Raw genomic sequence first — 16,009 nt, 5'->3', positions numbered from 1 at the left:
CCCAAAAAATCAAATCTCTTCAGGAAAAGGATCATAAAAAATCCCATTGTTTTCAAATTGCAAAATCTCCTGGCTATCCAATAGGCAGCTTTCCAAAGTTTCGAGGATTTCTCCTTTGTCCAAATCCTGGCCAATAAATACCAGCTCGTTCATCCTATCTCCCCATTTTTTACTCCATTTGGATTCAATAAACTCTTGATGGTATACGTAGGACTCATATCGGATTCTTTGTGAGTAAGGCATGCTACACCACCAAACCCCTGCTTTTTCCATTCTGAATGAACCTCCAGCCTGAGAAAAATTCAGTGCTTCTTCAGGCCTTGAAGCCATCCAAAAAAGTCCTTTTGCGCGGATCACACCAATGGGATAGTTGTCACTTAAAAAATCCCAAAGGCGCTGTGGATGGAAAGGCCTTTGATCTCTGAACACAAATGAGCTGATACCGTATTCCTCTGTTTCAGGAGTGTGCCCCTCTGATTGCAGTTCCTTTTGCCAACCTGCTGAAGACTGGGCTTCCTCAAAATCAAAAAGTCCAGTATTCAGGATTTCTTTTGGAGCAATTTTCCCAAAATTAGAAGTTAGGATTTTTGCTAATGGATTTAATTTCTTGATAGAGGCCTTTAAAAGACCTACTGTATCCTCATCGACAAGGTCGGTTTTATTAAGGATAATTACATTGGCAAATTCAATCTGGTCTGTAAGTAGGTTGACGATGGTTCTAAAGTCATTTTCTATATCCGTCAACTCTCTGTCTTTTAAAAGTTCATCAGTATTGAAATCTTTGAAAAAATTAAAACAATCAACCACAGTCACCATAGTGTCAACATAGCTGAACCTGGAGAGGTCTATGCCGTTTTCCTCATCGACAAATGAGAATGTTTGTGCTACAGGGACAGGTTCACTGATTCCTGTGCTCTCTATCAAGAGGTAATCAAACCGGCCTTCTTTTGCTAGTTTCTCAACTTCCACCATCAGATCTTCCCGTAGGGTACAACAGATACAACCATTGCTCATTTCCACGAGCTTTTCTTCAGTTCTTGAAAGTGTATTTTCATTATCCACCAATCTTGCATCTACATTGACTTCACTCATGTCATTGACGATGACAGCTACTTTCAAACCCTCTTTGTTATGTAAAATATGGTTTAAAAGAGTGGTTTTTCCAGCTCCTAAAAATCCGCTGAGAACAGTTACTGGCAATTTTTTATTTTCTTTCAATGTCATTGATTTTTTATTTATTGCAACAATGTTGCAAATATAAAAAAATAAGATAGATAGCAATGTTTTTCCCCGTTGATTTTCATAGTATGAGTTGGTTTAATTTTTCTTTAGGACAGTAATGGTCAAATTTGTGACACAAAAGCACTGTCTAAAGTTTTCAAAAATTTCTTATTTTGGAAAAAGTAAAAACTCAGTCGGAATTTTGGAAGTTATTCATTTATCGTAATCATATTATAAAATATTGAACTAAGGGTTAAAAAAAATGAAGAGACAGCCTTTAAAATACTTACCTGTAATATTTCTGTTATTTATTGGTCTGGAGGGATTTAGCCAGAAAATCTATGATATAGAATTGGATGTAAGGGAAAATTCATTTGTTATCAATAACACAGCTGTGGAAATGATAGAGGAAGAAAAATATGCCTCCGCTGCAAGAATTTTGGAATCCGTCATTGAAAATGATCCTTCTTTTCATCCGGCATATCTTAATTTTTACCGTGCAGGAAGTCAAGTAGATGAGAAAAAGGAGAAAGTTGTCGGTGTCTTAAGGAAAGGCTTAGAGATTTTTGAAGAAGATGACGAAATGGCTTACTACCTGGGAAATCTGCTCCAGAGAGAAGAGAGGTTTGAAGAAGCGATTGATGCTTACACAGATGCTATCAATTACAGTAAAATCAATGGAGAAGATTTTCCTTTGGTTTGGGCTTACCATTTTAATAGGGGAAATTGTTACCTCAAAACAGGGGAATATCACAAAGCAATTCATGACTATGACTATGCGCTACAGCTAAGTCCGGACAATTATGATATATTGACAAATAGAGGTTATAGTTATTATAAAGTAAATCAGAATGAAAAGGCCTGTGAAGACTGGCAGGAAGCATTAAAACTGGGCAGTAAGGTGACACAGAAGTACTTGGATAATTACTGTAAATAAATTCTTTTCGATTTTTTGTGTAAAGTAGTAAAAGCCTTTACCTTTCGGGCACTGGAGGAGAATTGATTCTGATCCGAGTATATAAATCAGTTTTTTATGAATATAGTCATTGCCGGAGCCGGCGATATGGGCTACCATTTAGCGGAAAGACTAAGTTTTGAAAATAAGGACATTACCCTTATTGACTTGGACAAAGATGCTTTGGATTATGCTTCTGCCCATTTGGATGTATTGACTGTTTGGGGTGATGCCACATCACTGGAAATTCTTAAAAATGCCAATGTCAGCAACTCAAGCATGTTTATGGCAGTCACTACTTCAGAAAAGACCAATATACTGGCTGCAGTATTGGCTAAGCAACTTGGAGCTAAGCGGGTGATTGCAAGGGTGAGAAATCATGACTACCTTGAACCTGAGCATGATAAATACTTCAAAAATATCGGAATAGACAATATCATTTCGCCCACCATGTTATGTAGTGGTGAAATTTCCAGAATGATCAAAAATTCAGTTTTTTCCGATGTTTTTGAATTTGAGGGAGGCAAACTCAATGTGGTCGGTATTACCCTTGACCAATACAGCAGCTTGGTAAATAAAAAAATCTCCGATACACGCAATAACCCGATTTTTGAAGATGTCAAAATCATTGCTATTGTCAGAGATCAGATTACAATAATCCCCAGAGGCAATACAGTAATCAGGAACAATGACCATGTATTTTTCATATCCAATAAAAAAGCTGTAACCTCCATAGTTGACCTTTTGGAGCAAAAGAGGGTAGCTATCAAAAATGTCATGATCATAGGAGGTGATGATATGGCCTATACCACAGCCCTTACATTGGAACATGATTACAGGGTGACTTTGGTTCACAAAGACAAGGAAAGATGTAAATGGCTTTCCGAAAGACTGAATAAAACCTTGGTAATCAATGGAGATTACAAAAATATTGAATTATTGATTGAAGAGGGTTTGGAGGAAATGGAAGCCTTTATTTCTCTGACAGAATCCTCAGAAACCAACATCATTACTTCCCTGAGTGCCAAAAACCATGGAGTTTACAAAACCATAGCACATGTGGATACCAGAGAGTACATTCATATTTCTCATAGCATTGGTGTAGATTCATTAATCAACAAAAAGCTTGTGGCGGCCAACCAGATTACCCGGTTTTTGAGAAAGGGTAAAGTAGAGGCCGTATCCGGTATTTATGGTGTAGATGCTGAAATTATTCAATACGTGGTCAACAAGAACAATAGGGTAACCAAAAATCCCTTAAAAAATCTTCATTTTCCCGATACTGCAATTGTTGCAGGAGTTATAAGGGGAGAGGATCAAGTATTTATTCCTGATGGGGAGTTTACTTTGCAAATGGATGACAAGGCTATAGTATTGGCATTACCCACTGCAAAGGCAGCTTTAGAAAAACTTTTCCATTAAGCTTATGATCCATTTCAAAGCAATAGGTAAAATCATGGGAGCTTTATTGATGCTCTTGTCTTTACTTATGATACCTGGGGTTGTTTTTAGTTTATACTTCGAAAGTGGGGATCATTATCCTATAATCTACTCAGCATTAACTTCATTTCTCTTTGGATCTATTTTGTTTTTCTCCTTTTCCAAGCAGGATCAGAATATCCGAAAAAGAGAAGGATATCTTATCGTTTCAATGAGTTGGCTATTTATGAGCATTTTTGGGATGCTTCCATATATTTTGAGTGGAGTAGTGGACAACCTTCCCGATGCCATTTTTGAAACTGTTTCTGGTCTAACCACCACAGGAGCTACTATTCTGACTGATATTGAGGCTACACCAAAAGGAATTTTATTCTGGAGATCAATGACCCAATGGATAGGGGGCTTAGGTATCATCGTATTGACAGTAGCAATTTTCCCACTTCTGGGGATTGGTGGGATTGAGCTTTTTGTTGCAGAGTCACCCGGGCCGACTTCTGATAAGCTGCATCCTCGTATTCGGGAGACAGCCAAAAGACTTTGGTTTGTATATATTGGCCTTACTATCTCTGTTGGAATTATTTATTTTCTAGAGGGAATGAGTTTCTATGATGCAGTCAACCATGCCCTCACTACAATGGCAACAGGTGGTTTTTCAACAAAAAATGACAGCATGGCTTATTTTCCACCCATTATCCAATATACCGCTATCTTTTTTATGTTTTTGGCGGGAACCAACTTTACCATCATCTATTTTGGGTTAAAAGGAAAGTTTAATAAAGTGTGGCGGTCGGATGAGTTTAAGGCATATCTAATAGGTGTTTTTACCTTTACCGTTCTATTGTTTGGACCTGTGCTTTTTTATTCTGGAGATGGGGTTGAAAATGCCTTTAGGGATACCCTTTTTCAAGTGGTTTCATTGATTACTACTACAGGATATGTCACTGCAGACTACACTGCATATCACTCAGGCTTGACTTTGGTTTTTTTCATGTTCTTATTTCTGGGAGCTTCTGCGGGATCTACCTCTGGAGGAATTAAGTTTGTCAGGCACCTGACTTTCTTCAAAAATTCATGGTTAGAGTTTAAAAGGATTGTTCATCCCAGAGCTGTGGTGCCGCTGAAAATCAATGGTGATAGAGTAACCGGGAAAATCATTACTCATATCATGAATTTTCTCCTGATCTATCTGATGATTTTTGTGATTGGCTCTATTATCATTTCCCTGATGGGTTATGATATACTGACCTCATTTGGAGCTGTAGCTACCAGCCTTGGGAATGTAGGGCCAGCTATAGGCAGGGTAGGCCCGGTTGATAACTTTGCTTTTTTTGACCCTTTTTCCAAAATATTTCTCAGCTTCCTCATGCTGTTGGGAAGGTTGGAACTATTTACAATATTGGTTTTATTTACCCCTTATTTTTGGAGAGCAAATTAATTTTTAGGTAAACTGAAGAAAAATTCAGCACCTTCACCTGGTTGGCTTTTTACCCAAATATCGCCCTTATTCAATTGAATCAATTCTCTTGAGAGCAGTAACCCTATGCCTGTACCTTTTTCCTTTTTGGTTCCTGGAGATGAAAAAAATGTGTTTCTAAACAGCTTTTCCAAAACTTCCTCATGAATGCCTATTCCATTGTCCCTGATGCTGAAAACGTAACTGTCAGATTTTTCAGTTGCACTGAAAATGATTTCGCTTCCGGCATGGGTGAATTTCAGCGCATTTGTCAAAAGGTTTCTGAGCACGATTTCCAACATATCAGGATCTGTTATCAGCTTTATTTCAAGGGGAATTAGGTTTTGGATTTCCTGGTTTTTAAAATAATTGGTCTTTGACAAGATTTGGATGTTTTTATCCACCAGTTTACTGACTGAAATCAACTTCTTAGAGACTTTTATTCCCTTCATTTGATTTCTGGACCAAATCAAAAGGTTTTCCAACAACTGTTCGTTTTCTCCTAAGCTCTGGGCTACTTTGGGTAAGTATTCCTTGAAATCTTCTTTACTCAGGCTTTCTTCATTGAAGAGTTGTACCATACCCAATAATGAGTGTAAGGGGCCTCTCAGGTCATGGGAAATGATGGAAAATATCTTATCTTTTACTCTATTAAGCTCATCCAATTCCTTGGCTTGGTTTTCAATTTTTTCTTTTTGTTGATTGAGCTCTTTATTCTTAGCTTTTTCCCTTAAAAGAAATTTATAATAATTGAACAAAATGAAAACCAGACCAGCAATAATTACCAAAAGGGCAAGAGCCAAGTAGAGCCTGAACCGGCGGTTTTTTTCTATCAGCTCATTTTCTCTGCTGAGTGCTTCAATTTCATCCTTTTGTTTTTTGATGGTTATCGAGGAAAGGTGATTTTTGGTTTTCTCCGCATTCAGGATATTTTTTTCTGCTTGAAGCAATTCATTATAATAATTGGCTTGCTCTTGGTTGCCAATTTGAAAACTCAATTGATTCATCTGCTGCAATATGGCGACCATTGATTCGGAGTTAGGTCTTTGTTGGTGCAAGTCAATGGCTTTATTGGCATACTCAAATGCCATGTCAGTATCCCCTTGTTTAATCTTCAGTTCTACAAGCTTCTCTAAGGCATTGATTGCTCTGACCAAATCGTATTGTAGGCCATATTCATAGAGATTGAGCATGTCCTTTTCTGCACTGCTATAATCCCCCATATCCATGAGGAGATTTGCTCTGTTGAACCTTGAAACGGTCAGCTGTCTTTCGTTTCCAAGGTTTTCGCGTATTGCAATGGCTTTGTTGATGGTTTCTATAGATTCAAAATACCTCCCCAGCTCACCAAGCACCAAACTCAATCCTGTGTAATTATACGCAAGTCCCTCCTCATCATTTTCTGCGAGGAAAAAATCAGCAGCCTCTAGATAATATTCCAGGGCTTCCTCGAATAGTCCTCTGTAAAAGTAGATCTGACCTATACTGTTCAGGGAATGGCCGATCTGGGTATTGTTATTAGCTTTTCTGGATATTTGCAAAGCCTCTTCATACAATAGGAGCGCTTCTTCTTGGAGGTTGTTGTTTCTGTAATAAACCCCCAGCCTATTTAGATTTTGAGCAGCCAGGTTAGGGTCATTGAGAGTTTTGGAAAGTTCGATTGCCTGCAAATAATAAGGTTGGGCGGAATCCGAGTAATGAATTTCCCAAACAAGTTCAGAGAGTAATTCCAATTTTTCTCTTTGGGTATTTGCAAGCTGTAACTTGGAGTAAATACTATCCGCTTTGCTAATATGGTCTATGTATTGTGTTGACTGAGCAAAGCTAAACTGATTTAGAAAAATAAATAAGATAACCAGAAAATGAAAGCTAAAAATCTTATAATGATAAGTATCTGTCTCCACCAAATCTGAATTTAAAATTTCATTCGAAATTAAATCTTTATCTGCCTAAAGCCAAGAAAAAAAAATATTTCCCATTATTAAAAATGTTTTTGGGCTGAAAACCTATTTATGAGAAAATATTTTGAATGCGTTAGTTTGGTAAGTAGGGCTTCCGGGATTGTGTATATTAGGAAATCATTTCAGCTCTCATTTTTGCTATCCGATCTTCTATTGTTTCTGAACTTAAGGATGCCCTTAACCTATCTACCATGATGGGAAAAGAGAATGGTGTAAACTGTCCGGGGTTCTTCAGGACAATTTTCTGTTGGTTTATTTTTCTAATAGCTTGTAAAACTTTGTCTTTTTCCATTTGCATATCTAATACTTCCCTATGGGCTTGTTTTAAGAGCAGGTTGTGGGGATCATAATCTTCAAACACACCGTAAAGAATTCCTGAATTGGATTGCAAGTGTTTTAATTTCATGGGTTTTCCAGGATAGCCCTGAAAAATCAATCCCGAAATGGTAGCCACATCACGAAATTTTCTTTTGGCCATTTCACTCTCATTGATACAGGCCAATATATCATCCCCAAGATTATTTTCAGTAAATAAGTCTACTTCCAGAGCATCTTCAATTGGAATGTGCTGATCTGAATGAAGTTCAAAACCATAGTCATTCATTGCAATGCTAAAGCTTAAGGGGTAACTTACCGATAGCCTGTAGGCAATCAATGCGCCGAGAACTTCGTGTACCATCCTCCCTTCAAAAGGAAAGAAAAAGACATGATAGCCTTCTTTGGAAATATGTTTTTCGATCAAAAAAGTCTTACTGTCTGGGATCAGGGAAAGATTTTTCTGTAAGTTTAGTAAAGGTTCCAGATATTTGATCTCTTCTGAGTTGTACTGTGAATTAGTACTTTCTTCCAGGATTTCTCTGATTTTTCCGGATAGCTTTGAAGTCAGGGAAATTCTCCCCCCCATGTATGAGGGTGTATTTTTACTTTTTTTAGTTGAAAGCTTAACAATAGCACTCAGCTCTTTGATTCTAACAAACTCCAGGTTTCTCCCAGAAAAGAAAAATCTGTCACCTGGCTTCATTTTCGAAAAAAAATACTCCTCCACCATTCCTAAAAATGTACCATTTTGGAATTTAACTTTGAGCATAGGGTCACTGACAATAGTTCCCATACTCAGACGATGGCGCATAGCTGTTTTTCTATTGTTGACTATATACTTTCCATCTTCCTCAATCTCTACTTTTGCAAACTCTTCATATCCGCTGAGAGATTCTCCACCTTTAGTAATAAATGCAAGCATCCAATCAAATTCTTCTCTATTCAGATCATTAAATGAAAATGAGGTTTTGATTGTCTCGAATAATTGATCAGGGTAAAAGCCATCAGCTACAGCTAATGTGACCATAAACTGAATTAAGACATCATAAGGGAGTCTAGGGCAGTGTATGGATTCCATTTCTCCCTGATCTACTGCAGCCCTCAAAGCGGCAGCTTCGAGTAATTCCAAAGAATGGGTAGGCACGAAATAAATTTCGCTGGGAAGACCTGGTTGATGACCGGATCTTCCTGCTCTCTGAACAAACCTTGCGACTCCTTTAGGGCTTCCAACTTGGATTACCGCATCCACAGGTCTGAAATCTACCCCCAGATCCAGTGAAGAAGTACAAACGACCACTTTTAACTTGCCTAAATGCAAAGCTTCTTCCACCCAAGTTCGAACTTTCTGATCCAATGAGCCATGATGAACCGCTGCAATTCCAGCCAAATCAGGCCTGTGCTCTAAAAGTTGTTGGTACCATATTTCAGTTTGAGCCCGGGTGTTGGTAAAAAGTAAGATAGACCTGTGTTTTTCAATTACCGGTATGACCTTATCTATTAATTTGATACCCAAATGTCCGGACCAAGGGTACTTTTCCAATTCATCCGGATAGATAGTATTGATTTTGATTTTTTTATCAACCTCAGCTTTGACAATATGCATGGGAAGGTTTGGGCCTAAAAGAACCCTGAATGCCTCTTCCAGGTTTCCTATGGTTGCAGATATCCCCCATGTCTTGATTTCTTTCATGTGGATATTTCTTAGATAAGCCAATGCCAGTTGGACCTGAACGCCACGCTTATTTCCCATGAGTTCATGCCATTCATCGATGACAATCGCTTCTAAGTTTTCGAATAACTTTTTATTGTTCTTTTGGGCAAGCAAAATATGGAGAGTTTCCGGTGTGGTAATCAGACATTCAGGAGGGTTTCTTTTTTGAGCGCTCCTTTCTTTGGTGTCAGTATCCCCATTTCTTACCGCTATTTTCCATGGCAGACCTATAATGTTACACACTTCCTGCATGGCATGCTGAATATCCACTGCAAGTGCCCTGAGGGGCGTTACCCAGATAATTTTCAAGCCATTTTTTCGGGGCTTCTTCCAGGAATCAGGATGTGAAAGAATATAGGATAGTATAATCGGAAACCAAAGCGCAAAGGTCTTTCCACTGCCTGTAGGTGCATTGAGAATACCTGATTTACCATCTAAAAAATCTTTCCATGCCTGAATCTGAAAATCAAAAGGCGTCCATCCCTTTTGCCGAAAGTAATCCAATGCAATCTTTAAATTCTTATACTCCATAAATCTCCAAAAGTCCTTTTAAGTCGTCCAGGGTATTTGCTTCTTCAATTGGCTTATCTTTTCTCCATCTTTGTATTCTGGGAAACCGAAGTGCTATACCGGATTTATGCCTGCTACTTTTTTGGATTCCTTCAAAAGCAATTTCAAAAACCAAACCTGCCTTTACCGTGCGCACTGGCCCAAACCTTTCCATGGTATTTTGTTTGACATATTTATCCACTTCTCTGATTTCTGAATCAGTAAGTCCGGAATAAGCTTTTGCAAAAGGAACAAGGCTCTCGCCATTCCAAACGGCTAAAGTATAATCTGAGTAAAGATTGGCTCTTCTCCCGTGTCCTTTTTGGGCATAAATCATGACTCCATCAATAGTCAGTGGTTCAATTTTCCATTTCCACCAAGTCCCCCTTTTTCTTCCCGCTTCATATGGGGAGTTCTTTTGCTTAAGCATAAATCCTTCAGCCATCATTTCTCTGGATTCCTTATGGAGTGATTTTAATTCATTCCAATTTTCACAATGGATGCTTTGAGATAGTAACAAGTTGGATTCAGAAGTCTCTGAAAGCGTTTTTTCCAACAGAAACCGTCTTTCTTGAAGAGGGAGGTTCCTAATGTCTTTTCCTTCATACTCAAGCATGTCATAGGCAATAAAGCTGACAGGAGCTTCTTTGAGGATCTTCTTGCTCAGATTTTTTCTTCCAATTCTTGTTTGTAATAAGCCAAAGGGGAGAGGGGAACCATTTTCAAAAGCTACTATTTCTCCATCTAATACAATATTTTGGGGCAATTTTTCAGCCATCCGCTGAATTTCAGGAAATTTTTCCGTAACCAATTCTTCCCCTCTGGACCATAGAAAAACCTCTGATTTTCTATAGATCAACTGACCGCGGATTCCATCCCATTTCCACTCGACTTGCCAGTCTGCAATAGTTCCGAGTTCTTCAAGCTCTTTTTCCAAAGGATGAGCTAGAAAAAACGGAAAGGGTCTTGAAAGGTCATCGAGCTGGTTTTTGGATAGTATCAAAGTGTCAAAATTAATTTCATCAGGACTCCAGTCTCCCATAATTCGATGGGCAACTTCTGTTTTTTCCATGTCAAAAGCATCTGCTATTGCTTGGGTCACTAAATTTTGACTTACTCCAACACGAAATCCACCTGTAATGATTTTAGTGAAAATGAACCTTTCATCTTTTTCAAGAACTGACCATGCATACAGAATTTTCTCTTTTTTTGTTAAATCATCCAAATCTTTCAATCCTGTCAAATATTGAATCCAAAAAGATAATGTATTATCCTGCTTTTCAGAATTTTCTGGTAGAAGCAAAGCCAATGTTTCGGCCAAATCACCAACAGTCTGATAAGACTCTTCAAAAAGCCAATCTGGAATGCCACTTATTTCACAACACCATTCTCTTAACAGGCGGGTATTGACCTGTCTTTTTGGTCTTTTATGTGTAAATAATGCCAGTGTCCAAAGCCGATCTTGCATTGGTGCAGATAGAAAGTAGTCTTTTAAAGCTGCAAGTTTGTCTGTTGTTTTATTGCTTTGATCAAGTTTTGAAAAAAGTGAGGCAAATTGCTGCATGGGAAGTTTAAAGGCTTAAGTGACAAAATTCACATTCTTTATTCAATTTAATATTTATATTTCATTCTGAAACAAAACATGAAAAAGGGTATCACCGTTTTCAAATAGTAAAACCTTGAATATATGAAAAAGTTAGCTGTATTGCTCATTTCATTTCTGGCTCTTAGTTCCTGTCAAGAGAATAGCAGCGAAGACGTCCTTTATACAGGATCTGAAATTGAGTACACTCTTTACCAGGCTTCAGATTTTGATTATACTGGGCTTTTGACCGTCAGAGAGTTGATGGGTGGGGAGTTGGAACTCGAAATTGAATTGCAAGGCGAAAAAGGAGATGATGCCTATTTCTTTCCTGCTCATTTGCATTTTGGTGCATATGACGATGTGGATGCACCGATGGCCCATATGCTAGAGCCTATTGATATCAGATTATTGCGGAGTACAACGGTTTTGGGAAGATTATCAAATCAAAAAGATTTGAGCTTTGAGGATTTCAAAAGCTTTGATGGACATATAAAAGTACACCTTGCAGACTCAGGTCCAGAATATCAAGTGATTATTGTTGCCGGTAATGTAGGGAGTAATGATAACAGTCCTGTTAATTTTGACAGGTCGAAAATGACACTTTGTTCTCCTTACTTTTGAAAGAAAACAAACATAAGAAAGGTCATCATTGCGATGACCTTTGTTTATTCTTTGAAAAGAGTTATGCAGGATCAGTAGCTTCTTCCAATACAGAAGGGTCTTCTTCCTCATTTACTTTTTCTGCAAGGATTTCATTGATTTTTTCTCGTATATCAACAATTTCCTGATGCATTATTTTTTGATATTCTAGATGTTCTTCATCATTGAAGGGTTTCATAGGATTGTGAACATGGTATTTTCTTTGGTGCTCATCATCATGAGAATGCTCATAACCAGGAACTTCTATGATGTCTTTGTCCCAGGCTTTCAATAATTCTTTGATTTCATCATGTGTAATACCACTTTCTTTTAAGGTTTTTTCCATTTCCATCAACTCTTCTCTGATATCCAAAGAGGATTGGTGGATTTCATTGGCTTCAGCATAAATAGCTGGATCACCTTCCTGTTCTTTTTGTTGGGAACAACTTACAACTGACAGGGCAATGAAGCCTGTGAGCAAAGAAAACAAAACTTTTCTCATAATTTATTTGGTTGGTTTAAATGAAAAAGAGGGAAAACCTCTAAAGATTTTCCCTCCAAAATAGTTATAGATTAATGATTAATCAATATGTACTTCATATACTTTTCTGGTAATGTTGCCATTTGCATCTTCCGCCCAAATAATCAGGTCAAGATGATCTTCACCTTCCGGTAAAATGATTGCATTATCACCTGTGAAAATATCCTCAAATTTCAATTCTTCTCCGTTTGGAAGATCTGGCCCACTCATTCCATCTCTCCAAGCAGACGTACCCCATACTTTTTCGTAAAACTCTTCACCCGAAACTCGGTGATTGTGGTCGTGGTCATGATCTTCTTCAACAAGTCTTACCCAAAGGAATGTGATTTCAGAACTCAATTCGTGTCCGGCTTTTGCTACACTTCCCACGACTTCCAGTGCTTCTCCTGCATCACCTTCAATTTCACCATCATGAAGATTGGTCACAGAAATCATTGGCGCATAGGGCCTTTCGATATAGAATGTAGCAAGGTAATTGCTATCGTCTCCAAAACTGGTTTGATTCCCGTTGACATCCACTGCAGAAATGATAATATCATAAGGACCTGCTAGGACATTGTTTTCAACTCTGGAAGTTGGTCCTTCCCAATAAATATCTGTAGCAGAACCGTCAACATTTAAGAAGGTAGCACCTTCAGGAAACCTTAAGAAAGGCTGTGAAGCATCGGGGCTATAGATATCTTTAACATTTAGAGCAGTGAAAGTATTGTTGAGTCTTCCGTGGGTATGGCCATCAAAGGAGTTGTGAATATCGACAAGCACTTGTCCGATTCCGGAATCATCCGAAACGCTGAACCTTACATGCATGTGATCAGTTGATGCAGATCTAACTTCGCCTTCCATGGGTCGGAAGCTATCTCTTCCTTCTGCAAATCCAATTTCCGGAGCGTTTAAGTCTGCTGCAGGTGGATTGTCATTTTCATCAGAGCATGAAAATAGGAACGGAATAAGTAAGGCTGATAAAAAGGATAATGATAATTTTTTCATTGGTTTAGATGTTAATGAAACTTAATTGTACTTGCAATTCTGTTGCAAATATAGTCTAGCTGATTTAATAAAAAAATAAATAGGTTTAATTTCTATTCCTAACTTGAAGAGGGATCTTAAGAGAAAAGCTGATGTTCCGGCCTTGTTCAGGCAAGTTAAGTAGTCTATATCTACTCAAATGGTTGAAATATACAGCATTGGTAAGGTTTTGCCCGGAAACCTGAAATTTCACTTCCTGTTTAGCGATTTGGAAATCTCCCCCAAGACCTGCTTCCAGAAGGGTATAACCCTCGGTTATTCTTTCATTTCTGTCCACTCTGTTTTGGTCAGCTGCCTTTCTGATTTCTACGAAAAGGTAGAGGTTTTCAATCACCTGAGTGATTTGGGGAACTTTGTATTCCAGACCTGAAAGAATACTGAAAGGAGGAGTGAGTGGCAGTGGGAGGCCAGTATCTAGATTTCGGTTGTAAACATATTCGGTGCCCAAGGATAAAGAAAGACTTTTGATTGGATGAAACGTAGTTCGAAGTTCTCCTCCAGTAAAAATGGCGTTGTTTTGTCTATATTCCCAAATAATACTCGACCCCGGAAGCGGTGAGAATCTGGCAGCAGGTGACAAATAAATATAACTATCATAATACCCAAAGAAAGGACTTACTGTAATCAGAAAGTTTTTCTTGGAGTAGGCAAAATTCATATCTGCCTGATAGCTTCGCTCTCTATCCAGATTTGCATTGCCCACCTCATGTCTAAAGTTGCCATGGTGCACACCATTGGAGGATAATTCAATAGGGGTGGGGATTCTATAGGCCGAGCCAAGATTTAATTTCAGATTGAAATTTTCTTTGAAGACCCAAGACAACCCGGTAGAAGCACTAGCATTGAAAAATTGCCTTTGAATATCAGGGTTTCTTTGGTCCATGTCACCTGTTGGGCGCAGTCTTTCGAATATGGGCTGCAAATGCTCTTGAATATCATGATAAGCCCCGTCTAATCTTGCTCCGGCATTGAAAATCAGTTTGTCAGAATACCGGTACTCTCTAAAATAAAATGCTCCTCCTTGAAAGGACTGGAAGTTAGGTAAAAGGAATTCAAAACCACTTTGCTGGTTTTCTGAATATTGCGTATTAAACCCAATAATTGATTGTCCTTTATCTCCGTGCTGTTTATTAATTCTAGCATTGGCTGTAAATACATCCAAAGTAAGGGAAAGCGCTAAATTACCAAATGGATTGTCAGGACCAACTTCTTGCGTATGTGGTCTGGAAAACTCCCTTCTTTCGTTTTTTTGATAACCCAAATCCAATTCTAGCCAGTGACTTCCCAAAAGAATGCTATTATTCCAAAGCACTTTCAAGTGCTGATTGCTTTGCCTGGGAACATCAATATTTCTATGATCTCCATCGTGCCTAAGGTTATAAGAATTGGGAACTCCTACTGCTCCAGCGAATATTCCAGCTTCTTGATCAAACCTACTAACGGTAAGGGTAGAATATCCCCAGGCTTTTTTGACTCCTGCCATGGCTGAAAAGTGCCTTTCTCTACCTGCTGTATTTTTAAGCCTGTTTTCATTGATCGGAAGAATAAATCCAGCATAATTAAACTGAGTAGCCGGAACCCTGTAATCTGCGAAATCCTGAGCGGTGAATCTTCCACCAAACAAGATATCTCCTTCATTACCGTCTATGGCCAACGAGTTGGAAAGCATGTCATTGTTAGTCCTATACATGCTTGTAAATGAGGCTTCGATTTCATTATCCTGCTTGAATGCAGGGGGAGAGATATTGATAACCCCTGCCATTCCATCTGAGCCATAAAGGAGCGATGCAGGTCCTTTTACCACCTCCACACGATCCACATCAAAAGGGTCTATTTCAAGCCCATGGTCGGCACCCCATTGTTGGCCTTCCTGCTTGATCCCCCTGTCATTGATCATGATTCTATTAAAGCTCATACCCCTGATCACAGGCTTCGCAATTCCAACCCCTGTATTGATGGTGCTTATTCCTGGAAGCTTTTCCAGTGCGTTGGCAAAAGTTCCTCCATTATTTCTTTCCAAAAAATCTCTGTCCAAGACCAGAATAGTTTGGGATTGCTCTAAAGGGCCATTTTTGAAAGGGTTTGCCTCTATGGTCAGACTTTCCAACTCAATAGCTGACTCTTTAAGCTTTATACTTACTTCAGAGTCATTTTCGCGGATAATGATGTTTCTGTTTTCTGATTTAAAACCCACATGAGTTACATGAAGATGATAGGATCCTGGCCTTAAATTTTTAAATGAAAAATTCCCATCTAAATCTGCCAAGGTGCCAATTCCCAATTCATGAATTGAAATACTTGCCATAATCCCGTTTCCTGATTCATCATTGATTACACCTTTAAGACTAAAGCCCGACTGCTGTGCAGAAGCTGAAGATAAAGTAAGCAACAAAAAGAAGGTGGATAATATGTGGGTGTGGATGGTCCGCAACTAAATGCAATAATGTTTCAGATGCAAAAGTAATAATATTCCAGAATAGTTCACTTTTAATGTATTTTGATTCAGTAAATGCTTTGATTTTTTTTCAGCTTACATGAATGGTTATATTTTGTGATGAATAAAGTTTTATAAACATATTTTTTTATTCTTTAAATACAATCTTATGTTTT

At 38.3% G+C, this 16,009-nt stretch carries 11 protein-coding genes; 4 read left to right on the top strand and 7 right to left on the bottom strand.

The window, feature by feature from the left end:
* Positions 1-9: 9 nt before the first annotated feature.
* The gene (locus A33Q_RS05915; RefSeq protein ID WP_009032595.1) at positions 10-1,224 is read right to left on the bottom strand and encodes a GTP-binding protein; all 1,215 of its coding nucleotides are present in this window, start codon (positions 1,222-1,224) and stop codon (positions 10-12) included.
* Positions 1,225-1,483: 259 nt separating this feature from the next.
* Here A33Q_RS05915 and A33Q_RS05910 point away from each other — a divergent pair, with 259 nt between their 5' ends.
* The 3 genes from A33Q_RS05910 (at position 1,484) to A33Q_RS05900 (ending at position 5,051) form a co-directional block, all read left to right on the top strand.
* Positions 1,484-2,158, top strand: a complete 675-nt coding sequence (locus A33Q_RS05910; protein ID WP_009032594.1) for a tetratricopeptide repeat protein — start codon at positions 1,484-1,486, stop codon at positions 2,156-2,158.
* 96 nt (positions 2,159-2,254) lie between these two features.
* Positions 2,255-3,598 (top strand): Trk system potassium transporter TrkA, encoded by a 1,344-nt coding sequence (gene trkA, locus A33Q_RS05905; protein ID WP_009032593.1) that lies wholly within the window; start codon positions 2,255-2,257, stop codon positions 3,596-3,598.
* A gap of 4 nt (positions 3,599-3,602) precedes the next feature.
* Complete coding sequence (locus A33Q_RS05900; RefSeq protein WP_009032592.1) at positions 3,603-5,051, top strand: TrkH family potassium uptake protein; 1,449 nt, start codon at positions 3,603-3,605, stop codon at positions 5,049-5,051.
* Here A33Q_RS05900 and A33Q_RS05895 read toward each other — a convergent pair.
* The 3 genes from A33Q_RS05895 to A33Q_RS05885 form a co-directional block, all read right to left on the bottom strand.
* Positions 5,048-6,973 carry an ATP-binding protein gene (locus A33Q_RS05895; RefSeq protein WP_016254746.1) on the bottom strand — a complete coding sequence of 642 codons (1,926 nt, stop codon included), beginning with the start codon at positions 6,971-6,973 and terminating at the stop codon, positions 5,048-5,050. The genes A33Q_RS05900 and A33Q_RS05895 overlap by 4 nt on opposite strands.
* Before the next feature lie 166 nt (positions 6,974-7,139).
* Positions 7,140-9,590, bottom strand: coding sequence for a ligase-associated DNA damage response DEXH box helicase (locus A33Q_RS05890; RefSeq protein WP_009032590.1), 2,451 nt, complete (start codon positions 9,588-9,590; stop codon positions 7,140-7,142).
* On the bottom strand, positions 9,580-11,172 hold the full coding sequence (locus A33Q_RS05885) for an ATP-dependent DNA ligase (protein WP_009032589.1): 1,593 nt from the start codon (positions 11,170-11,172) through the stop codon (positions 9,580-9,582). The genes A33Q_RS05890 and A33Q_RS05885 overlap by 11 nt, the downstream gene beginning before the upstream one ends.
* Before the next feature lie 123 nt (positions 11,173-11,295).
* On the opposite strand from A33Q_RS05885, the gene A33Q_RS05880 reads away from it, so the two are divergent.
* Entirely contained in the window at positions 11,296-11,814 is a 519-nt protein-coding gene (locus A33Q_RS05880) for a hypothetical protein (RefSeq protein ID WP_009032588.1), read from the top strand.
* A gap of 61 nt (positions 11,815-11,875) precedes the next feature.
* Here the strand turns inward: A33Q_RS05880 and A33Q_RS05875 are convergent, their stop codons facing one another.
* The 3 genes from A33Q_RS05875 to A33Q_RS05865 all read right to left on the bottom strand — a co-directional run bounded on the left by A33Q_RS05875 (position 11,876) and on the right by A33Q_RS05865 (position 15,791).
* The gene (locus A33Q_RS05875) at positions 11,876-12,334 is read right to left on the bottom strand and encodes a hypothetical protein (protein WP_009032587.1); all 459 of its coding nucleotides are present in this window, start codon (positions 12,332-12,334) and stop codon (positions 11,876-11,878) included.
* Positions 12,335-12,412: 78 nt separating this feature from the next.
* The gene (locus tag A33Q_RS05870) at positions 12,413-13,360 is read right to left on the bottom strand and encodes a DUF4625 domain-containing protein (protein WP_009032586.1); all 948 of its coding nucleotides are present in this window, start codon (positions 13,358-13,360) and stop codon (positions 12,413-12,415) included.
* Positions 13,361-13,445: 85 nt separating this feature from the next.
* A complete protein-coding gene (locus tag A33Q_RS05865; protein WP_009032585.1) occupies positions 13,446-15,791 on the bottom strand; it encodes a TonB-dependent receptor in 2,346 nt (781 codons plus the stop codon).
* Positions 15,792-16,009: the final 218 nt, after the last annotated feature.

Origin of the sequence: Indibacter alkaliphilus LW1, assembly GCF_000295935.2 — a bacterium.
Taxonomy (GTDB): domain Bacteria; phylum Bacteroidota; class Bacteroidia; order Cytophagales; family Cyclobacteriaceae; genus Indibacter; species Indibacter alkaliphilus.
The sequence above is the reverse complement of the archived record's forward strand: the minus strand, read 5'-3'. Positions and strand labels throughout refer to the sequence as shown.